14 protein-coding genes are annotated in these 18,752 nt (G+C 69.7%); 6 read left to right on the top strand and 8 right to left on the bottom strand.

All coding sequences use genetic code 11. The features are described from left to right. Positions 1-165: 165 nt before the first annotated feature. Positions 166-2,973 carry an aconitate hydratase AcnA gene (gene acnA, locus AC1DXJ_RS15260; protein ID WP_477637415.1) on the top strand — a complete coding sequence of 936 codons (2,808 nt, stop codon included), beginning with the start codon at positions 166-168 and terminating at the stop codon, positions 2,971-2,973. 90 nt (positions 2,974-3,063) lie between these two features. Here acnA and AC1DXJ_RS15255 read toward each other — a convergent pair whose 3' ends face one another. Continuing rightward, positions 3,064-3,636, bottom strand: coding sequence for a DinB family protein (locus tag AC1DXJ_RS15255; RefSeq protein WP_477637414.1), 573 nt, complete (start codon positions 3,634-3,636; stop codon positions 3,064-3,066). A 138-nt stretch (positions 3,637-3,774) separates the two neighbouring features. Beyond that, the gene (locus AC1DXJ_RS15250) at positions 3,775-4,032 is read right to left on the bottom strand and encodes a hypothetical protein (protein ID WP_477637413.1); all 258 of its coding nucleotides are present in this window, start codon (positions 4,030-4,032) and stop codon (positions 3,775-3,777) included. Between the two features lie 608 nt (positions 4,033-4,640). Between AC1DXJ_RS15250 and AC1DXJ_RS15245 the strand changes: the two genes are divergently transcribed. From AC1DXJ_RS15245 to AC1DXJ_RS15235, 3 genes are all read left to right on the top strand, one after another. Then, positions 4,641-6,347 carry a chaplin family protein gene (locus AC1DXJ_RS15245; protein ID WP_477637412.1) on the top strand — a complete coding sequence of 569 codons (1,707 nt, stop codon included), beginning with the start codon at positions 4,641-4,643 and terminating at the stop codon, positions 6,345-6,347. Between the two features lie 84 nt (positions 6,348-6,431). Continuing rightward, positions 6,432-6,716 carry a TfoX/Sxy family protein gene (locus AC1DXJ_RS15240; protein WP_477613430.1) on the top strand — a complete coding sequence of 95 codons (285 nt, stop codon included), beginning with the start codon at positions 6,432-6,434 and terminating at the stop codon, positions 6,714-6,716. Positions 6,717-6,987: 271 nt separating this feature from the next. Then, positions 6,988-7,281 carry a hypothetical protein gene (locus AC1DXJ_RS15235; RefSeq protein ID WP_477637411.1) on the top strand — a complete coding sequence of 98 codons (294 nt, stop codon included), beginning with the start codon at positions 6,988-6,990 and terminating at the stop codon, positions 7,279-7,281. A 153-nt stretch (positions 7,282-7,434) separates the two neighbouring features. Here the strand turns inward: AC1DXJ_RS15235 and AC1DXJ_RS15230 are convergent, their stop codons facing one another. The 4 genes from AC1DXJ_RS15230 to AC1DXJ_RS15215 form a co-directional block, all read right to left on the bottom strand. Continuing rightward, positions 7,435-8,289: a carbohydrate ABC transporter permease gene (locus AC1DXJ_RS15230; RefSeq protein WP_477637410.1), complete on the bottom strand. Its 855-nt coding sequence runs from the start codon at positions 8,287-8,289 to the stop codon at positions 7,435-7,437. Then, entirely contained in the window at positions 8,286-9,431 is a 1,146-nt protein-coding gene (locus AC1DXJ_RS15225; RefSeq protein ID WP_477637409.1) for a carbohydrate ABC transporter permease, read from the bottom strand. The genes AC1DXJ_RS15230 and AC1DXJ_RS15225 overlap by 4 nt, the downstream gene beginning before the upstream one ends. A 101-nt stretch (positions 9,432-9,532) precedes the next feature. After that, positions 9,533-10,777, bottom strand: coding sequence for a sugar ABC transporter substrate-binding protein (locus tag AC1DXJ_RS15220; protein ID WP_477637408.1), 1,245 nt, complete (start codon positions 10,775-10,777; stop codon positions 9,533-9,535). Next, complete coding sequence (locus AC1DXJ_RS15215; protein WP_477637407.1) at positions 10,774-11,862, bottom strand: LacI family DNA-binding transcriptional regulator; 1,089 nt, start codon at positions 11,860-11,862, stop codon at positions 10,774-10,776. Before AC1DXJ_RS15215 ends, AC1DXJ_RS15220 begins: the two co-directional genes overlap by 4 nt. A gap of 187 nt (positions 11,863-12,049) precedes the next feature. Between AC1DXJ_RS15215 and AC1DXJ_RS15210 the strand changes: the two genes are divergently transcribed. Further along, a complete protein-coding gene (locus tag AC1DXJ_RS15210; protein WP_477637406.1) occupies positions 12,050-14,143 on the top strand; it encodes a glycogen debranching N-terminal domain-containing protein in 2,094 nt (697 codons plus the stop codon). 66 nt (positions 14,144-14,209) lie between these two features. Continuing rightward, complete coding sequence (dxs, locus tag AC1DXJ_RS15205) at positions 14,210-16,078, top strand: 1-deoxy-D-xylulose-5-phosphate synthase (protein ID WP_477637405.1); 1,869 nt, start codon at positions 14,210-14,212, stop codon at positions 16,076-16,078. On the opposite strand, the gene AC1DXJ_RS15200 is transcribed toward dxs, so the two are convergent. Together AC1DXJ_RS15200 and AC1DXJ_RS15195 are read right to left on the bottom strand one after the other, a co-directional pair. Then, positions 16,050-17,912: a helix-turn-helix domain-containing protein gene (locus AC1DXJ_RS15200; protein ID WP_477632268.1), complete on the bottom strand. Its 1,863-nt coding sequence runs from the start codon at positions 17,910-17,912 to the stop codon at positions 16,050-16,052. The two genes, dxs and AC1DXJ_RS15200, sit on opposite strands and share 29 nt — an antisense overlap. A 28-nt stretch (positions 17,913-17,940) precedes the next feature. Further along, on the bottom strand, positions 17,941-18,705 hold the full coding sequence (locus AC1DXJ_RS15195; protein WP_477613136.1) for a 3-hydroxybutyrate dehydrogenase: 765 nt from the start codon (positions 18,703-18,705) through the stop codon (positions 17,941-17,943). Between the last annotated feature and the right edge of the window lie 47 nt (positions 18,706-18,752).

Below are 18,752 nucleotides of genomic sequence, written 5' to 3'. Positions count from 1 at the left end.
GCCGGCCGGCACGGGCTTGCACTTTCGCTGCGCTCGCCCGTGGAGCAGGATCAGGCACAGGCCTGACCGACGTGATATCTTGACGTCAAGATAAATCGGGTGCGCATCGAGCACGACCTGGTGCAGCCTCACAGCAACGATCCCAGAGCATCGAAGGAGCAGGCAGTGGCCAGCACGAACAGCTTCAACGCCCACGGTGAGCTGAAGRTCGGTGACAACTCCTACGAGGTCTACCGACTGAGCGCGGTCGAGGGCAGCGAGACCCTCCCGTACAGCCTGAAGGTGCTGCTGGAGAACCTCCTGCGCACCGAGGACGGTGCCAACATCACCGCGGACCACATCCGGGCCCTCGGCGCCTGGGACGAGAGCGCCGAACCCGACACCGAGATCCAGTTCACCCCCGCCCGCGTCCTCATGCAGGACTTCACGGGGGTGCCCTGCATCGTCGACCTGGCCACCATGCGCGAGGCAGTGGCCGACCTCGGCGGCGACCCGGCCAAGATCAACCCCCTGAGCCCGGCCGAGATGGTCATCGACCACTCGGTCATCATCGACGTCTTCGGCCGCGCCGACGCCTTCGAGCGCAACGTGGAGATCGAGTACCAGCGCAACGGCGAGCGGTACCAGTTCCTGCGCTGGGGCCAGACGGCGTTCGAGGACTTCAAGGTCGTGCCGCCCGGCACCGGCATCGTCCACCAGGTCAACATCGAGCACCTCGCGCGCACGGTGATGGTCCGCGACGGTGTGGCCTACCCCGACACCTGCGTCGGCACCGACTCGCACACCACCATGGTCAACGGGCTCGGGGTGCTCGGCTGGGGCGTCGGTGGGATCGAGGCCGAGGCCGCGATGCTCGGCCAGCCCGTCTCGATGCTCATCCCGCGCGTCGTCGGCTTCAAGCTGTCCGGGTCCATCCCCGCCGGTGCGACCGCGACCGACGTGGTCCTGACCATCACCGAGCAGCTGCGCGCGCACGGCGTCGTCGGCAAGTTCGTCGAGTTCTACGGCGAAGGCGTTTCGGCCGTGCCACTTGCCAACCGCGCCACGATCGGCAACATGAGCCCCGAGTTCGGCTCGACGTGCGCGATCTTCCCGATCGACGACGTGACCCTGGAGTACCTGCGCCTCACCGGCCGTTCCGACGAGTCGGTGGCGCTCGTGGAGGCCTACGCCAAGGAGCAGGGCATGTGGCTGCACGCCGGGCCCGACCAGCCCGAGGCGCGCTACTCCGAGCGGCTCGAGCTCGACCTTTCGACGGTGGTCCCCTCGATCGCCGGCCCGAAGCGCCCGCAGGACCGCATCGCGCTCACCGACGCCAAGGACGCCTTCCGCAAGGTGCTTCCCACCTACGTCGCGCACCACGAGGGCGACGCCGGTGCGGCCACCAGCTTCCCCGCGAGCGACCCCTCGCCGCAGGGCAGCACCGACGGCACCAACGGTGGCGACAAGCCGGCCTACGAAGGTGACGGCGCGGGTCGACCCACCAAGAGGGTGAGCGTCACCTCGGCCGAGGGGGCGACGTTTGAGATCGACCACGGCATCGTCTCGATCGCCTCGATCACGAGCTGCACCAACACCTCCAACCCGTCGGTCATGATGGCTGCGGCAATGCTCGCCAAGAACGCCGTGGACCGCGGGCTGACCGTGGCGCCGTGGGTCAAGACGTCGATGGCGCCGGGCTCCAAGGTCGTCTCGGACTACTACGAGAAGGCCGGCATGTGGCCCTACCTCGAGAAGCTCGGCTTCCACCTCGTCGGCTACGGCTGCACCACCTGCATCGGAAACTCCGGGCCCCTCTCGGACGAGATCTCCGCGGCCATCAACGAGAACGACCTGGCCGTGGTCTCGGTGCTCTCGGGCAACCGCAACTTCGAGGGCCGGATCAACCCGGACGTGAAGATGAACTATCTCGCGTCGCCGCCGCTGGTCATCGCCTACGCCCTCGCCGGGACGATGGACTTCGACTTCGACGCCGAGCCGCTGGGCCAGGACACCGACGGCAACGATGTCTTCCTCAAGGACCTGTGGCCGACACCGGACGACGTGGAGCGGACCATCACCGAGAGCATCAACAAGGAGATGTTCACCAGCGACTACGCCGACGTGTTCGCCGGCGACGAGCGTTGGAGGTCGCTGCCGACGCCCGAGGGCAAGACCTTCGACTGGGCCGACGACTCGACCTACGTGCGCAAGCCCCCGTACTTCGACGGCATGACCATGGAGACCACGCCGGTCTCGGACATCTCGGATGCACGGGTGCTGGCGAAGCTGGGCGACTCGGTCACGACCGACCACATCAGCCCGGCCGGTTCGATCAAGGCCGACAGTCCCGCCGGGACCTACCTCGCCGAGCACGGCGTCGACCGCAAGGACTTCAACTCCTACGGCTCACGACGCGGCAACCACGAGGTGATGATCCGCGGCACGTTCGCCAACATCCGGCTCAAGAACCTCCTGCTGGACGGCGTCGAGGGCGGCTTCACGAAGACCTTCGTCGACACTGCCTCCGCGAAGGCGGGCGAGCAGACGACGATCTACGACGCCTCGGCCGCCTACCAGGCAGCGGGTGTGCCGCTGGTCATCCTGTCGGGGAAGGAGTACGGCTCGGGCTCGTCACGGGACTGGGCTGCCAAGGGCACCCGCCTGCTGGGCGTGCGCGCTGTCATCGCCGAGTCCTACGAGCGCATCCACCGCTCCAACCTGATCGGCATGGGCGTGATCCCGCTGCAGTACCCGGCGGGGCAGTCCGCGGACTCGCTCGGCCTGGACGGCACGGAGACGATCTCGATCTCGGGCATCACCGAGCTCAACGAGGGCCGGACGCCCAAGACCGTGAAGGTCTCCGCCGTCCGCGAAGGCGCCGACCCTGTGGAGTTCGACGCGGTCGTTCGCATCGACACCCCCGGTGAGGCCGACTACTACCGCAACGGTGGCATCCTGCAGTACGTCCTGCGGTCGCTCGTCAACAGCTGAGTCCCGCTGCGCTGCAACCGTTTTCGGTATGCCGCGTGAGCGCCGTCGAGGCCCCGGTCACCATCGTGGTGACTGGGGCCTCGACGTTGGTCAGCCCATCGTCTTCTGGCCGTCGAGGGACTCACGGATGATGTCTGCGTGGCCGGCATGCTGCGACGTCTCGGCGAGGATGTGCAGCACGGTCCGGCGAACCGACCAGGTCGCCCCCGGCTCGAACCAGGGGGCCTTGGGCAGCTCGTGGACCGTGTCCAGGTCGAGCGTCAGGACGAGCTCGTCGGTGTGACGGGCAACCTCCTCGTACCGGGCGAGCTCACCGGCGAGCGTCTCACCGTCGAGCATTCGGTGGGAGTCCGCGAAGGCGGCCACCTCGGCCGGCGGGTTCGCCCAGTCGATCGACGCCCAGTCGATCTCCGGCGCCGAGCCACTGCCCTCGACCATGAAGGTCGCCCACTGCGCCTCGACGTCCGCGACGTGCTTGACGAGCCCGCCCAGGGTGAGCTCGCTGACGGTCGTCCGGGTGCGCGCCTGGTCGTCGATGAGCTCCTTGACGGCGAAGCGGAGGAAGCCACGATGCTTGCGCAGCGCCTCCAGCAGGTCGGCGCGTTCTCCCGAGCCTGCGTTCGACGAGGGGGCGGTGGGAAGGGTCTCGGTTGTCTGGCTCATGAGTTCAGGCTAGGGCGGGATGCGGTCAGTTCCTGACCTCAATTCCGGCGTCAGCAGGGTGCCCCTGGTTGCGGAGCCCGGTGAGCCATGATCCACTGAAATCAGGTAAACACCTTGAGCCGGGGAGCTTGGGGACGACTACATGCGGGGGACGGGGCGCATCAGCAGCCTGTTGAGGCTGTTCGTCTGCGCTGCCTTCTTGTGCCTCGCCTGGGTCCTGTTCTCCTCCGTGCGGGCCGACGCTGCTGAGCGTCCCGCACCCGCCTCAGCAGCTGCGCTCATCGCCTCGGTGGAGAAGCCGGTGAGCACGACCTCGGACAGGGTGGACGCCGCCGCACAGTCGCTGAAAGCCGTTGCCGCAGCCGTCCCGGCGCTCGAGGCACCTGTGGTGGTCATCGCCGACGCTGTGGTGACGGTGTCGGACACGGTTCCCGTCGTGGGGCGAGATCCACTCGTGGACGTGCCACTGCCCGACCTGTCGAAGGCTCCGTTGCCCAAGAAGCTACCTGTGTTTCACGTCCCGGATCCAGAAGTGGCGATCCAGGCTGCGGATTCGCCTGCAACGCAAGGGAATCGACCGTCTCCCACCCGTCCCGCAACCGTTCCTCGCGGGCTGGCCCTGGCTTCGTTCGACTCGAAGACGACAGGCACGGGAGTGCGGTCCGCCATCGTGGCCATAGGCGCGACGCCAGTGTCTACCGGTCCCGGACCATCTGAACCGCCCGGGCCATTCCCGGCACCGCAGTCTCCGATGCCCCCGACCAGCTCGGCACCCAACCCGGGTGGCGGAACCTCGTCGGAGGAGCTTGCCTCGATCGACTCAGCCATCGTTCTTCCCGCCTTCACCCCGAGGGGATCCAGCGCGTCCGACTGGCGAGCCCCTCGGGGACTGCCGGCTCAGCCCGGCTCTCGACCTGATTGATGCTGCTCCGGCGCCTCCCAGCAGGCGCTCACGAGCCATGCCCGCCTCGCGGGCGACACAGCACGATCAGGAAGGAATGACCATGCATGCATATCTGCGTCGAGGGCTCGAAGTAGCCCTCGTGGTCGGGGGCGRCATCCTGTTCTTCGCAGGACAAGCCTCGGCCGATGACAGCACCACGGGCGCTGACAGCGCTCTGGGTGGCAACCAAGCGGCAACGTCCGTCTTCGCCCCCGTCACACCGACGGGCAACTCGATCTCGGTGGTCGGCGACTCGGCAAGCTCCGGTTCGGCGTCGTCCGCGACGTCGGCTCCTGCCGGCTCGGGATCTGACACCACGTCGGGCCAGGGCGCGACCGGTGGTGGTAACCAGGTGACTGCTCCGGCGGCGGCTCCGGTATCCGCGAGTGGCAATGCCGTGTCGGTGCTGGGGGACTCCTCGTCCTCGGGGTCGGCGTCGGCTCCGGCCGGTTCGTCCGGTGGCACCGCGGCCGGTGAGTCGACCTCGGGTCAGAGCGCGACCGGTGGTGGCAACCAGGTGACTGCTCCGGCGGCGGCTCCGGCGTCCGCGAGCGGCAATGCCGTGTCGGTGCTGGGGGACTCCTCGTCCTCGGGCTCGACGGCGTCGGCTCCGGCCGGTTCGTCCGGTGGCACCGCGGCGGGTGACTCGACCTCGGGTCAGGGGGCGACCGGTGGTGGTAACCAGGTCACTGCTCCGGCGGCGGCTCCGGTATCCGCGAGCGGCAATGCCGTGTCGGTGCTGGGGGACTCCTCGTCCTCGGGGTCGGCGTCGGCTCCGGCCGGTTCGTCGGCCGGTTCGTCCGGTGGCACCGCTGCGGGTGACTCGACCTCGGGTCAGGGCGCGACCGGTGGTGGTAACCAGGTGACTGCTCCGGCGGCGGCTCCGGCGTCCGCGAGCGGCAATGCCGTGTCGGTGCTGGGGGACTCCTCGTCCTCGGGGTCGGCGTCGGCTCCGGCCGGTTCGTCGGCCGGTTCGTCCGGTGGCACCGCTGCGGGTGACTCGACCTCGGGTCAGGACGCGACCGGTGGTGGTAACCAGGTGACTGCTCCGGCGGCGGCTCCGGTATCCGCGAGTGGCAATGCCGTGTCGGTGCTGGGGGACTCCTCGTCCTCGGGCTCGACGGCGTCGTCCACGACGTCGGCTCCTGCAGGCTCGGGATCTGACACCACGTCGGCTCAGGGCGCGACCGGTGGTGGCAACCAGGTCRCCGCTCCGGCGGCGGCTCCGGTATCCGCGAGYGGCAATGCCGTGTCGGTGCTGGGGGACTCCTCGTCCTCGGGCTCGACGGCGTCGGCTCCGGCCGGTTCGTCGGCCGGTTCCTCCGGTGGCACCGCGGCGGGTGACTCGACCTCGGGTCAGGACGCGACCGGTGGTGGTAACCAGGTCRCYGCTCCGGCGGCGGCTCCGGTATCCGCGAGCGGCAATGCCGTGTCCGTCCTGGGTAACTCCAGCACGACCGGGAGCACCAGCACGAGCCCGGTGACTCCCGGTGGGTCGGGTCCCGGCGCCCCGGGCGACCCCGGCACCTCCACCGGTGGTGAGCTCCCGCCCGGTGGTGCCACCGGCGCCGGCGACAGCGGGGGCGCCGCCTCCGCCGACCCTCCGGCCGCGTCGGCGCTGCCCTCCCTGTTCTCGGCCGCGAAGGCGGCGCCCACCCTGGCCATGACTGGTGGTGACAGCGGGGCACTGCTGTTGCTTGCCGTGCTGCTGCTCCTCGTCGGAGCTGCTTCGCGGATCACCAGTCGGCGTCTCGTCGCCCTGACGTGACGTCGGCGGGAACGGACGGACCGCGCGCGCGTCGCGGTCCGTCCCTTCCCCCTGCCGGGGGTCGCGCTCCAGACTGGCGAGGTGATGCCTCAACGCCTGCGCGACCTGCCCAACCTCGGGCCGGCGAGTGAGGCGATGCTGCTCGCGGCGGGCATCGAGACGCCCGACGAGCTCGATCGGCTGGGTCCCGTCGAGGCCTACCTCAGGGCGGTCCACGCGGGCGCTCCGCGGCACACGATGCTGTTGTGGTCGTTGGACGCGGCCCTGCTCGGTGTCGACTGGCGTGATGTCCCGCTCGAGCGGCGCCGTGAGGTCAGCGCGCAGGCTGACCGTGCGTTCGCCGCCCCGCCTCGCGCCGAGCGCGGCTGAGCCGGACCGCGTTGCCAGGGCGGCCAACGGGGCACGTCCCGCGGCGCTGTTCGGTGAGATGCCTGTCTGTCGCCTCGGCCATCGCCTATACTCGAACACATGTTCGAATCATGTGCGGTCGTGGATGCCCACGTCAGCCGGCCGCGCTCCTGACCCGGGCCGCCGCCTCAGCCCGGGTCCGCAGGTCCACAAGGGGCCCAGTGCGGCGGTGCCGCCGGGTTGGCCCCCGCTGGTTCCGCCGCCGGAGTCGACTGGCTGGCAGGTGCCGGCGGTGTCGTGGCTGCTGGACTTCTGCCCGTCCGAGTACCGCCTGTATGCCGGGTGGCGTCGTCAGCCCGTCGCCCTGGCCTGGGTGACGACCCAGCACATCGATGCGCAGCTGGTGGCGATGCGTCAGGCCTATCGGGAGGTGCGGGTCGAGCTCGGGGAGCACCTGACGACCGATGGTCTGGCGCAGGTCCTGGCCGACCTCGAGGCGGAGGGCGTCCGCCTCCTCGCGGCTCGACGCAGCGCGGGACTGGTCTACGACGCCTTGCAGGGAAAGCGCTACGTGCCGCGGCTGTGAGGTGAGCCGAACGCGACGCCGGGACGCCGGCATACCAGTGCTGGTTCACTCAGGCCGACTGGGCGCGCGGGACGGGGGTGCACGCGCGCCCAGCCGGGGTACTGGGGGAGTGGAGCCCGTCCGGGTCCGTGCGACTGGCTCCACTCGTGGGCCTCAGCCCTTGACGCCCCCCTCGTTCGCGCCACGCACGAAGTAGCGCTGCAAGGAGAAGAACAGGATAGCCACCGGGATGGTGGTGAGCAGGGCTGCCGCCAATTTCAGTGGGTACTGCGTCCCGGCCCCGAGCTGGCCGCTCGTGAGGCTGGCCAGGCCCGTGACCAGAGTCATGTGATCCGGTGTCCCACGGGTGACCACGAGGAAGTGCGAGAACTCGTTCCACGAGCCCTGGAACGACAGGATGGTCAGGGTGATCAGGGCCGGACGCGCCATGGGGAGCACCACCGACCAGAACGTCCGGAAGATGCTGGCACCATCCATCCGGGCGGCCTCCTCGATCGAGATGGGGACCGAGTCGAAGAACTGCTTCATGATGAAGACGCCGGCGCCATCCACGATGAGGGGCAGGATCATGGCGGTGTAGGTGTCGTAGATGCCCAGGTAGTTCACCATGAGGAACTTGGGGATGAGCAGGGCCACGCCCGGAACCGCCATCACGGCCAGCAGCGCGGCGAAGACGAAGCCGCGACCGCGAAACTGCAGTCGTGACAGGGCATATCCGGCCAAGCTGTCGAGGAAGACGCGGGCGCCCGTCACCACGACCGCGATGAGGACCGAGTTCTTGATCCACGTGGTCGCGGGGACGTGTGCCGCGCCCTGGCCGAAGATGTTATTCCAGGCATGCAGGTCGAACGGGTTGGGGATGAGGGACAACGGGTTGGCTGCCGCGTCCGGGTCGGACTTGAACGACGTCGCGATCTGGATGAAGAACGGGTAGATGAAGAACACCGCGAACAGCACGACGGCGGCGTACAGGAGCGCCTGCTTGGCGGGGCTGGTGCGGGAGCTCATCGACCGACCTTCTTCCGTCGCCCGAGGAGGGGTCTGCGCTCGTCCTTGTCGGTCAGTGCCCGGCGCTGCAGCGAGGTGAGGACGACGATGATCACGAAGACCACGAACGCCATCGCGGCACCCGAGCCGTACTTGAAGTTCTTGAAGCTCTGCTGGTAGCTCAGGAAGGCCGGCGTCAGGGTCGTGCCGTTGGGTGCGCCAGCGCCCATGACGTAGATCTGGTCGAACACCTGCCAGGTGCCGATGAGACCCAGGGTGAGCACCAGGAACAGTGCCGGCTTGATCATGGGGATGGTGACGTGCCTGAGCTTCTGCCAGCCGGTGGCGCCGTCGAGCGCCGCCGCCTCGTCGACCTCGACCGGCAGGTCCTGCAGGGAGGCGATGAACATCAGCATGAACGTCCCGGACGTGGTCCACACGACCAGGATGATGATCACGGTGAGGGCCACGGACGGCCCGGACACCCAGTCCCAGATGGAGCGGCCGAGGACCTCGTGCTGTCCCCAGCCGGGGTTGTCCACCCCGACCGTGTTGAACAGCAGGCGGACGAGGCCCCGGTCGTCGGTGAACCAGTTCGGCTGGCCCAGGCCCAGCGCGCCAAGGAGCGAGTTGACCGCGCCCGTGCTCGAGAACAGGAAGAGGAAGACCGTCGAGATCGCGATCGAGCTCGTGACTGACGGGAAGTAGAACGCGGTCCGGAAGAAGCTCCTGGCCTTGAGCAGCCGGTTGTTGACCAGCAGCGCCAGCCCGAGGGCGAGCACCGTCTGCAGCGGGACCACGAACAGGACGTACCAGAAGGTGTTGCCGATCGACTGCATGAAGTTGGACCGGGTCAGGCCGTCCTTGGCGATCAGGTCCGTGTAGTTCTTGGCGCCGACGAACTCGGCTCCGGGGCCGGTATGGAACGGGTCCACCGAGCCGTTCCAGTTGGTGAGGCTGACCCAGAGCGCCATCACGATGGGGATCACCAGGAACAGCCCGAGGATGACGATCATCGGGCTGACGAACAACCACCCGGCGATCCCCTCGCGTCCGCGCAGCCCGCTGCTGCCGCGGCGCGGTGGCTTCGCCGTGGCCACCGCCGTCTGCGTGACCAGGGCCTGCGGGCTGGTCCCTGCGCTTGTATCGCCGATCAGGGACATGGGTCCTCCTGGTCCGTCGTGCAGTGGGGTGGCGGAAACGGGGCGGACAGTGGGTGGCGCAGGAAGAACGGGCTTCGCGCGCCACCCACTGACGTGCGGGCTCAGCCTCCGAGCGCTGAGCTGCCGTTCTTCTGGAGGTCGCTCAGCCAGGCCTTCGGGTCGCCGGAGGTCCCGGTCATGGTCCCCAGCTGGCTGTTGAACTTCGACATGACGTCATCGAGACCAGCCAGGTTGACCGGGCCCTGACCGTATGCCGCGCCGTCGACGAACGCCTTGCTGTCCGGGTACTTCGTGGCGAACTGCTGCAGGCCCTGCGTCGTCGACGGCATGACGCCGAAGGCGTCCGCGAACTTCATCTGCTGGTCGGGCGTGATGAGGCTCTTGATCAGGTCGACGGCGGCGGCCTGGTTGGGGGACTTGGCTGCGACGCCCCAGCAGTTGGTGAACGTCAGGGTGCCCTTGCCTGCCGGGCCGGCCGGCATCTCGACGGTCGTGTACTTGACCTTCGGGTAGTCCTTCATGCCACCCGCGATCCAGTTGCCCTCCATCGTCATGGCAGCAAGGCCCTTGCCGAAGGCCTCCCCGCCCCAGCCGGCGGCCGGCTTGGTCTGCGTGTTGAACTTGAGGACGCCCGCCTTCATCATCTTCTGGACCTCCTGGAGGCCCTGGAGGTTGCCAGCCGCGTCGGCGCTCATCTTGCCGTCGGTCACGACCCAGCCCCCGGCCTGCCTCATGAAGGCGCCGGAGCGGTTGATGTCGTTGCCGATGACCAGACCGGTGACGTTGCCCTTGGTCAGCTTCGTGGCAACGGACTCCAGGCCCGCCCAGTCCTTGGGGTAGTCGGCGTCGGTGAGCCCAGCGGCCTTCCACATGTCGGTGTTGATCTCCAGCGCCAGGGTCGAGGAGTCCTTGGGGGCGCAGTAGAACTTGTTGTCGTAGGTGAATGACTTCACCAGCGAGTCGACGAAGCCGGCATCCTTGACCTGGTCGCCGTAGGGGAAGAGGTTGCCGGCCTTGGCGTAGGTGCCGATCTTGGACGCGTCGGTGTAGAAGACGTCGGGCGGACTCGAGCTGGCGAACGCCTGACCCAACTGCTGGCCGAGGTCGGAGGCGGCGATGACCTCGACGGTGTTGCCGGACTTGGACGCCCACGCTGCTGTCGCCGCCTTGACCGCTGTCGTCTCGGCGTCACCGGAGCTGCCGATCATCACGGTCAGGTGCACCGGGCCCTTCTTGGTGTTCTGCGTGGCCGAGCCGCTGCTGAAGCCGCCGCCTCCGCCGCAGGCGCTCATCGCCAGCATGGTGGTGGCCGTCGCGGCGACGGCAAGAAATGGGGTGCGCCTCATTGCTGCTCCTCAGGGATACGTGTGCCGTCCACCCGGGTGGGGGACGGTGTGGGGGGTGGGAAACCGGTGGGGGTGGTGCTCGCCCGGACGGTGAGGGTCGGTGCGAGCAGCGCGGTCAGAGAGAGGTCGGTGCCCTTGGCCTGGACGATCCGCCACGCATGGGCGGCCGCGTCCTGCAGCGGCTGGCGCAGGCTGGTCAGCTGCAGGGCTTCGGCGACGTCGCTGTCGTCGAAGCCGACGACACCGATGTCGCGGCCCGGCTCGAGCCCGTGGTTGCGGACGGCGCGCAGCGCCCCGAGTGCGAGGAGGTCGGAGGCGCAGAGGATGGCGCCTCCCGAGGGCAGGCGGTCGAGGAGCCGCTCCGCTGCGACGGTCGCCGCGGTGAGCTCCTGCACGGCCTCCTCGGCGATGGCGCTGCCCGCGAGCCCGGCGTCGGCCAACCCGGAGAGCCACCCTCGGCGCCGGTCGTCGCCGACCGGGGACCCGTCGGGCCACCCCAGGTAGGCGATGGAGGTGTAGCCCTGGGCGACGAGGTGCTCGACCGCCAGCTCCATGCCGGCTCGGCCGTCGACGTCCACCCAGCGGCCCATCTCGGGGTCGTCCCAGATCCTGCCGAAGGTCACGAAGGGCACGTCGTTCGCGAGGAGCCAGGCCGGCCGTGGGTCACCGTGCCGGGTGTCACCGAGGATGAAGCCGTCGACGAGGCCGGTGGACAGGATCTGGTCGTAGCCGTCCAGGAGGTCCGACAGGTCGGGGGCGAAGGTCACGAGGTGGCTGCTGTGACCCGGCGCCGCGACGGTGAGCTCGACCAGGAAGCCATCGAGGATGTGCCCCATCCGGCCGACACCCGAGGGGTTGACCTCGAAGCCGTAGGCAGACGCCTTGCGTCGGCGCAGCTGCTGGGCCGCAGCGTTGGGCGAGAACCCGAGTCGCTCGATCTCGCGGTGCACCCTGCGCAACGTGTCGGGGGCCACCCGGTCCGGGTTGTTGAGGGTGTTGCTGACGGTCTGGCGCGAGACCCCGGCGGCAGCGGCGACGTCGATGATCGTCGCTCGCTCGCGGGACTGCCCGGAACCACCTGCCACATCCGCTCCCTTGCGCGTGTTCGTTCTGCGCCACGTTGTGGTGAGGTGGCCCGATTTGAACGTTCAAACTAGTCTGAGAATGGCCCACGACGGGATCGTCGTCAAGGGACCCCGGCGAAAGGACCAGAGATCATGGCGGCATGATCGTGGCGACCCACGCACGGCTCGTCCCGAGAGTGAGGACCGCTTGAACACCGAGCAGACGCCACGCCAACCGTGGCTGCACGACGTGTCGATCATCGTCAACGGCAACGCGACGGCGCTGTCGGCGGCGGATGGCGACCTGCGTCCCGACTCGGGCCACGGCCTGTTCGTCGACGACGTCCGGGTGCTCTCGCGCCTCGAGCTGACCGTGTCCGGCGAAGCCCCCAGCGCGGTGGCCGCAGGGGCAGGCGGAGCCGTCGCTGAGTTCTTCGGCGCCGCCCGGGGGCTCGGCGACGTGGGCGCGGACCCCACCGTCGAGGTCCGCCGTGTGCGCACCCTCGCCGACGGCGCCATGCGTGAAGACATCACCGTCACTTCGCGTGCCGCCCAGACAGTCCGAGCGGCGCTGCGGCTCGAGCTCGGGTCCGACGGGGTTTCCATCGCCCAGGTGAAGTACGGCGCCGTCGACGCCCCCGCGGTCCGTCCCGTCGCGCCCCAGGGCGCGGGCAACGGTGTCGTCACCTTCACCACCCCGCGTCACCTCACGACGGTCGACTTCCACCCCGCGCCCGACTCGCTCGAGCTCGCTCCCGACCGGGCTGTCGTCGAACACCAGGTCGTGGTGGAGCCGGGGGAGAGCCAGCTGTTCCGTGTCACCATCACCCCGAGCCGGACGGCCGCCTCGGAGTTCGACGCCGACCCCGGCAGTGATGGGGTGCACTGGGACGCCATCCGTGTCGTTGCCGACGACCCGCGCCTCGGCCCGCTCGTCACCCAGTCGGTCGACGACCTCAGGCACCTCCTGCTGCGGGACCCGCTCGACCCGACCGATGTCTTCGCTGCTGCCGGATCGCCCTGGTATCTCACGCTTTTCGGTCGCGACTCGATCTGGACCGCGCGGATGATGCTTCCGTTCGGCACCGAGCTCGCGGCCGGCACCTTGCGTGCCCTGGCCCGCCGTCAGGGGAAGGGCTACGACGCCGACTCCGCCGAGCAGCCCGGCAAGATCGCGCACGAGGTGCGGCGCACGGCATACGTGGGGTCACCGCGCAAGGGTGACCTGTCCCTCCCGCCCCTCTACTACGGCACCGTCGACGCGACCGCGCTCTGGGTGACCCTCCTCGTCGAGGCCTGGCGTTGGGGCTTGCCGGAGACGCAGGTGCGGGCGCTCCTGCCGAACCTCCGGGCAGCCCTGACCTGGCTGACCGGAGACGGACAGCCCGACGACGACGGCTTCCTCAAGTACCTCGACACCACGGGCCACGGCCTGGCCAACCAGGGGTGGAAGGACTCCGGCGACTCGATGCGGATGCGTGACGGTCGCGTGGCCGAGGCCCCGATCGCCCTCGTCGAGGCGCAGGCGTATGCCGTGGAGGCCCTCGTCGGCGCCGCCGACCTCCTCGACGCGCTGGCTGAGACGGGTGGCGACCGGGCCCGCGCCGAGGCACAGGCCCTGCGCGACCGGGTCCGGGCGGCCTTCTGGGTGGACGGCGACGCCGGGCGATACCTGGCCATGGCGCTGGACGGCTCGGGAAAACCCGTCGACGGGCTCGGCTCCAACATGGGCCACGCGCTGGGCACCGGTGCGCTCGACCGGGCCGAAGCCACCGCCGTGGGCGCGACCGTCACGGGCCCTGAGCTGCTCGACACCTTCGGGGTGCGCACCTTGGGCACCGGGAACGGCGGGTTCAACCCGATCGGCTACCACACGGGCTCGGTGTGGACCCACGACTCCGCGATCGTCGCGCTCGGACTGGCCCGCGAGGGCCTCCAAGCAGAGGCCGCTCGCGTCGTCCACGCACTCGTGGCCTCGGGCGAGGCCTTCGACTACCGCTGGCCCGAGCTCTACTCCGGGCTGCCCATGCTGGGCCGGCCGTCGCCCTACCCTGCTTCATGCCGTCCGCAGGCGTGGTCGGCGGCCTCGGCGGGCGCCGTCCTCACCGTGGCCCTGGGACTTCGCGCAGACCTGCCCGCCGGTGTCCTGCACGTCGACCCGATCCGGCCCACCGCGTTCGGCGCGCTGCACGTCGAGGGACTGCGGCTGGGCGGGGCCGGGTTCACGGTCACGGTGACGCGTGACGGCGAGGTCCAGGTGACCGGGGTGCCGCAGGAGGTCGAGATCAGGCAGGGCGCATAGACTCGGGCGGTTCCCCTGCAGACAGAGGACCCCCTGTGTCGACCGCAAACAGAAAGGACGGTGCGCGTGGGACTGCTCGAGACCATCAACGGCCCGGCCGATCTCAAGGCGTTGAAGCCTGCCCAGCTCCCCGGCCTCGCCCAGGAGATCCGGGACTTCCTGGTCGAGTCGGTCTCGAAGACCGGTGGCCACCTCGGTCCCAACCTCGGTGTCGTCGAGCTGACGATCGCACTGCACCGGGTCTTCGACAGCCCCCGGGACGCCATCGTCTTCGACACGGGCCACCAGTCCTACGTCCACAAGCTGCTCACGGGTCGTCATGACTTCAGCAAGCTCAAGAAGCAGGGCGGCCTGTCCGGCTACCCCAGTCGCGCCGAGTCCGAGCACGATGTCGTCGAGAACTCGCACGCCTCCACCGCACTGTCCTGGGCCGACGGCATCGCGAAGGCGAGACGGCTGCGCGGCGAGCACGGGCGGCATACCGTCGCGGTGATCGGCGACGGGGCGCTCACGGGAGGGATGGCCTGGGAGGCGATCAACAACATCGCCGCAGACAAGGACCTGCCACTCACCATCGTCGTCAACGACAACGAGCGGTCCTACGCTCCGACGATCGGCGGACTCGCCGACCACCTCGCCACCCTGCGCACGACCCGCGGCTACGAGCGCTTCCTCGACTGGGGCAAGAACACGCTGAGCCGCACGCCGGTCGTCGGGGGAGCGATGTACGAGACCCTCCACGGCGTGAAGAAGGGAATCAAGGACATCGTCGCCCCGCAGGGGATGTTCGAGGACCTCGGCCTCAAGTACCTCGGTCCCGTCGACGGCCACGACGAGCAGGCCGTCGAGTCCGCCCTGCGGAGGGCGCGGGCCTTCGGTGGCCCGGTGCTCGTCCACGTCATCACCGAGAAGGGCCGCGGCTACGACCCGGCGCGTCAGCACGAGGGCGACCAGTGGCACGCCATCGGCAAGTTCAACCCCGAGACGGGACTGCCGTTCGAGGTGAGCGGGAGGATCTGGACCGACGAGTTCAACGACGAGATGGTAGCCATCGGGAGCGAGCGCAAGGACGTCGTCGCGCTCACCGCCGCGATGCTCATCCCCGTCGGCCTCGACGGCTTCGCCGCCGCCTACCCCGATCGCGTCTTCGACGTCGGCATCGCCGAGCAGCACGCCGTCACCATGGCGAGCGGCCTCGCGTATGCCGGCCTGCATCCGGTTGTCGCGGTCTACGCCACCTTCCTCAACCGGGCCTTCGACCAGCTGCTCATGGACTGCGCCCTGCACCGGGCGGGCGTCACGTTCGTCCTCGACCGCGCCGGGATCACCGGCAGCGACGGCGCCTCCCACAACGGCATGTGGGACATGACCATCGCCTCGGTGGTCCCTGGCCTTCGACTGGCTGCTCCTCGTGACGGTGACCAGGTCAAGCGCCAGCTCCGCGAGGCGATCGACGTCACGGATGGTCCGACGGTGATCCGTTTCCCCAAGGGCGACGTGGGACCCGCCGTGGCGGCCGTGCGTCAGGAAGGGGTGGTCGACGTGCTCCACGAGACCTCGGCCCAGGCGTGCGACCTCCTGCTCGTCGGTGTGGGTGCGTTTGCCGCCATGGCGGTCGAGATCGCGGGAAAGCTCGAGGCGCAGGGACATTCGGTCACCGCAGTGGACCCGCGTTGGGTGTTGCCCGTCAGTGACGACCTCGTGGCCATGGCTCGCCGGGCTGGAGCTGTCGCCGTCGTGGAGGACAACCTCGTCAGCGGTGGAGTGGGCGCTGCGGTGACGCTGGCGCTGCGTGACGCGGGCGTCGACGTCCCGGTGCACGTGCACGGCATACCCAAGCGCTTCCTCGACCACGCCTCACGCGGGCAGCTGCTGGAAGAGGTCGGGCTCACCGCGGACGCGGTGGCTACGTCCTTGGCGTCGCGCCTGCGCTGAGCCGCATCAGGCGCAGTGCCAGCTGGAGCTCGAGTGCGTCGTCGGGGCGCTGCCAGTGCGGTCCGAGGAGCGCGGAGATGCGTTCCAGCCGCTGGCTGACGGTGTTGACGTGCACGTGCAGGTCGGTGGCTGCGTGTCGAGGGCTGCCGCCGGCGTCGAAGTAGGCCTGCAGGGTCTTCACGAGCTCGGACCCGCGACGGGCGTCGTAGTCGAGCAGCGGCCCCAGGTGCTGGCGGACGTAGCCGCCGATGTCCGGGGCCGAACCCACGACGAGTCCGGCGAAGCCCAGGTGGTCGGCACTGGCACCGGTGCCCGCGAGCCCGAGGGAGACCAGCGCCGAGACGGTGCGGACCGCCTCGCGCCAGATGGCCGGGACGTCCTCGGTCAGCGTCGTCGGTCCCGCTGCGCCGACGGTCACGGTCGCCAGGCGGCTGAGCCGGCGGGCGAGCTCGGCGGCGGACTGGTGCGGGTCGTCCGACGGGAGCAGCGCGACCACGTGTCCATCGTGCTCGCCGACCACTGATCCGTGCCCCGCCGCCGCGTGGGCGGCCAGCAGGAGAGTGCGACGGGAGGTGTCTGCGTCCGCGTGTGCCACCAGCACGGCGTGGGCGGCGTGCGGGTCGACTCCCTGGGCACGGGCGCGACTCGCCAGCGAGGTGGGATCGCCACGACCACTGAGTAGGTCGGCCACGAGGTCGGTGCGAACTCGTTGCTCGGCCTCGGCAGCGGTGCGCTCGAACAGCAGGACCAGCGCGCTGACGACCGAGGCCCGCTCGACCGTCCGCCGGTCTGCGTCGTCGAGCACCCCGACCCCGCCGAGGACGAGGATGCCCAACGGGGTCTGTGGAGCCTTGACGACGATCGCCCACTGGTCGCTGAGGGCGTCGTGCGCCAGCCGACCCGAGGCCTCCGTCTCACGGACGACCGACGAGCGCGCGAGCGCCGCGCCAGCACCGTCCTCGGGCAACGGGGCAGGGCCATGGCTGCTCAGGGTCTCGCCCTCGGAGTTGAGCAGCACCACCCAGCCGCCGAGCAGGTCGCCCAGCGCCTTCGTGATGTCGTCGACACCTCCTCCGGCCAGCACCAGCTCGGCGAACCGGTCGTGCGCCGCGGCGGCCCGCTCGACACCTGCGGTGTGCCGGCGGACTTCCTCGGCGCTACGGGTCTGCACGATCGAGACGGCGGCCAGAGCCGCCAAGGACCCGAGGAGGGCGACCTGGTCGGGCGAGAACGGGCGGGGCGAGCGGTTCGCGGCGAACAGCACGCCCACGAACTCGTCCTCCACCACCAGCGGTGTGCCACAGATCGACACCAGGCCCTCGTCGCCGACGGCGCTGTCGATGGTGCCCGTGTGCTGGAACCTGTGGTCGTGCAGGTAGTCCGCGCTCCAGTAGGGCTTGCGCGTCGAGGCGACGAGTCCGCCGAGGCCGTCGCCCAGCGACAGGCGGACCTCCTGGAACTCCGCGCTCACCGACCCGTCGGTCGCGCGCATGAAGGTGTCACCGGCCTCGGGGTCAAACAGCGTGAGGTACGCGACGTCGGTGCCCAGCAACGCACGTGCCCGGCGCACGATCGCCTCGAGGATGCCGCTGGGGTCGCGCAGGGCCGCGAGGTCGCGAGCGGTTTCCACGAGGCCGGTCAGCTCGGCCTCCCGACGACGGCGGGAGTCGAACGCGGCGCGCACTCGAAGGGCCAGCTCACGTGCCTCCCCCGACTCGCCTGACTCTCCGGCCTCGTCCGCGTCCTGGCCGAGGGCCTCGAGCTCCGACGCGGGCGCCCCCTCCGCGAGCAGGCGCAGCAGCCTCATCGCGGGGGAGTGGTCGTGGGCGTCCATCGTCACGGATCCTAGGCGCCGGACCCCCTCAGTGGGCGGTCCAGCCGCCGTCCATCGAGAACGACGAACCGGACACCGAGTCCGCGGCCGGGCCACAGAGGAAGGCGACGAGCTCGGCTACCTCGTCCGCCTCGACGAGCCGCTTGACGGCCACGGGCTCGAGCATCACCCTGCCGATCACGTCGTCTTCGGTGATGCCGTGCGAGCGAGCCTGGTCGGCGATCTGCTTCTCGACCAGCGGGGTCCGCACATAGGCCGGGTTCACGCAGTTGCTCGTGACTCCGTGCTCGGCGCCCTCGAGCGCCGTGACCTTGGACAGCCCCTCGAGCCCGTGCTTGGCACTCACGTAGGCCGCCTTGTAGGGGCTGGCGCGAAGCCCGTGCACGCTCGACACGTTGACGACCCGGCCCCAGCCCTGCGCGTACATGTGCGGGAGCACGCGCCGGGTCAGCCGGAACGGCGAGGTCAGCATCAGCCGGATGATCAGGTCCCACGTGTCGACGGGGAACTCCTGGATCGGAGCGACATGCTGGATGCCGGCGTTGTTGACGAGGATGTCGATCGTGCCGGGCAGCCCCTCGACCACATCGAGGTCGGCGAGGTCGACGGGAATGGTCTCCACAGCCCCGACACCGGCGAACCTCGTCAGGCCCTCGGCGTCGAGGTCCACGGCATACACGCTCGCCTTGGCGGCCACGAGCCGCTCCACGCAGGCCGCCCCGATACCGCTCGCGGCGCCGGTCACCAACGCAGTGCGTCCGGACAGGTCGAGCAGCGCTGGCGTCGTCGGCATCAGGCGAGACTAGGTCGGCCGTCAGCACGCGAGCATGTGGTGGCAGG

This window comes from Pedococcus sp. P2_D9, assembly GCF_056404275.1.
Note: the sequence above shows the minus strand (reverse complement) of the source record. Positions and strands in the feature narration are given on the sequence as shown.